General features: G+C 54.1%; 1 protein-coding gene. It reads left to right on the forward strand.

Features of this window, described 5'->3' with window-relative positions; genetic code table 11:
• Window positions 1-344: 344 nt before the first annotated feature.
• Window positions 345-1,097, forward strand: a complete 753-nt coding sequence (locus JQ575_RS44035) for a hypothetical protein (RefSeq protein ID WP_212039381.1) — start codon at window positions 345-347, stop codon at window positions 1,095-1,097.
• Window positions 1,098-2,481 lie beyond the last annotated feature (1,384 nt).

Raw genomic sequence — 2,481 nt, forward strand, 5'->3', positions numbered from 1 at the left:
GCAAAACACGAGACGATAGATAAGACGCGGTCGTCGGATGCATACGTAAAAAATGGAAAAAGCGCCGATGCAGACGCTATAGCTTTTCAACAGCCGCCGAGCCCGGGCCTCGAGGTGTTTGCGATCCTTCTGCCCTCCTCTTGTGCGGAATGGCGCAGCAACGCTCGCCCTTTGCGCCCTAGCACGAAGGCGTGCCATAGCCTCAATTTTTCCCAAATTTGAACAATCGGCTCGGTCAGCAATTCGAGATGATCGCATCTCGATAGTGATTAGGTGTTGATATGGGACCGACAAACACCCCAGACCGGTTGATAGACGAGGCTCTGTCCATACTCAGCAGCGCCATGGCCAAGTCGAAAGCTATGGCGCCCTCGAAATCGTCTGCGGTTGGTCAGACCTGGTCGCCGACGGCGGACATCGCTACCGTCGCTGTCCACGAGCAATCCGAGACGCCGCCTGCCGTGCGGCAGCTTGTTGTCGAGCAAGTCTCAGAAAGGATGTCTTCGATAAAGCCACTGGTTCAAAAGGAAACGCCATCCCTGATTGATCAAACGCTGTCCATGGTCGAACAGTCGATGAATCAACGCGTTGCAAACCGACCAGACGTTCCGGTCCCGCCGGTTCATGAACAGCAAAGTGCTTCCCTAATTAGCCGGACGATGTCGATGGTCGCCGTCGTGATCTCCAAGTCCGCTGTGTCGGATGAGCTACCTTCGTTGCAGCCTCCCGTTGGGAATCACGCCTCCGATAATGTGCGAACCAAGCCACTGGCACAGGGAGAGCAACGGGCGATTTCGCAATGGATCATCACGGGTGTCACACCTTCCGGACCCGAACCTATTAGAGCGTTGTCCCCGTCTTCGTTTCAGGAAACTGCTAAGGCAGGTGAATCGATCCCACCTTCGCAAGAGTCGATCGCGAAAAACCTCACACCGGAACAGCGTTTAGATATAGACCGAGCCGACATGCGAAAGCGGGTAGAGAGCTTCAAAGCGAACCAAAAGCGTTTTCAACGAGAGCGGGAGGAATATTGCAATGCCACAATGGAAAAAGTCCGCACCCAACTCCGTGAAACACTGACTGATAGCAGCCGGTAACCAAGACGGTCATATGCCCCTGATTGAACGGTTCCACTCCTTCAGAAAGCTTTGCTGGATCAGCGGAGTGTGCCCAACGAAATTGACAGCAATCAATCAAAGAAAAACCCACAGCGTTTCCGTGAGTTGTACGAACAACGCGGACGTTGATAGTCCTTCAGCCAACTTGGTTAGCTTCTGGCCGCAGGTCTTCGCTTCATCTAGGGTCTGCTGAAGAAGGGCGGCGCAGTCATTGCGACCAATGCTCGACGACGTTGTTGTAGGCAAACAGGAGATGGTCGGCGCAATTGACGAAGTATGCGATGTCGCTGAGGCGCCAGGCATTCAAGCTGCGCCGTCACACCCGGATCCACTAGCGCCGGATCGGCTTGTTTGAGAACGCCGAACAACGACAGGCCGGTCTCAGTCGGCACAATATTCTTTCCTTAGGCAATCAGGAAACCCTGCTCTTCAGCCCACTGATGATCTCGGCCCGGGTCGCAGGCGTGCCAATACCCTTGGCTTCCTTCAGGCGATCCCGCAGGACCTCGTCATCAACAAACGCTAGGCATTCTGCATAGCTTAATCAGAGTGCCTTCGTTGTAACGCGGGGGCGACCGCGTCTCGTTGTTCTCAATTTTTGGATCTTGCAGTTGCGCGTCTCGCCGTTGCGCACCGGCGGCAGCAATTGCGCCTCATCGCCCTTTTCGTCGGCGGGCTGCCACTCCGGGAATGCTGCTCGCCAGCCGAGATCAATGGGCAGGCGACCGGCTGCGCGGAATTCGAAGCCACGCACATCGAGAGTTGCGGTTGTCTTCCCGGTAACGGAAGTCGGACATCAGGGCGGCCATAGATGCCCGCGCGATGACGTCAAAGTATTTCTTCTCGTCAGACGACCGACGAGGTCTGCCGACCCTTTGAATTAGTCTGGTAACTATCAAGAAACTAATATTCCTAAGTAGCTCGAAACGAACCTCGTCTAGCTTGCGTCCAAAAAGAGGAGGTAAGTTATGCCGCTGTTAGTCCGCGCTATTTTTTTCATTGCCTGCGCTTGCGTTGGGTCCACAGTTGCAGACACGCAGTTTGAAGTTATCTCAGAACCCTTTCACTTGGTGCAATAATGGCGGGACCAAAGAACACCCTTCGCATCCCTGAGCAGTCGTCTAGAACCATTCAACGAGCAGACGTTGCCCCGACTAGTGGGTACGCAATGGTCGTTGACGGCCACTTTAAGACCCAATTTTCGGAACCGACTGAAGCTAAAGCCGCCGCGACACAACTACTCGCCAATTTTCCCATGCTGAAAATTGAAATATACAACGCCGCGGCCAAAACGCGAACCTTAGTAAGTTAGGGGCTGTTTCAACGGAGCGGTTTATGACTGACCGTATAAAGATCATTTGCT

The sequence above is a fragment of the Bradyrhizobium sp. JYMT SZCCT0428 genome, from assembly GCF_018131075.1.
GTDB lineage: Bacteria > Pseudomonadota > Alphaproteobacteria > Rhizobiales > Xanthobacteraceae > Bradyrhizobium.

Bases quoted from the DNA above. Each gene is read 5' to 3' on its own strand.
- JQ575_RS44035 (WP_212039381.1), top strand. From the start codon at position 345: ATGGCCAAGTCGAAAGCTATGGCGCCCTCGAAATCGTCTGCGGTTGGT.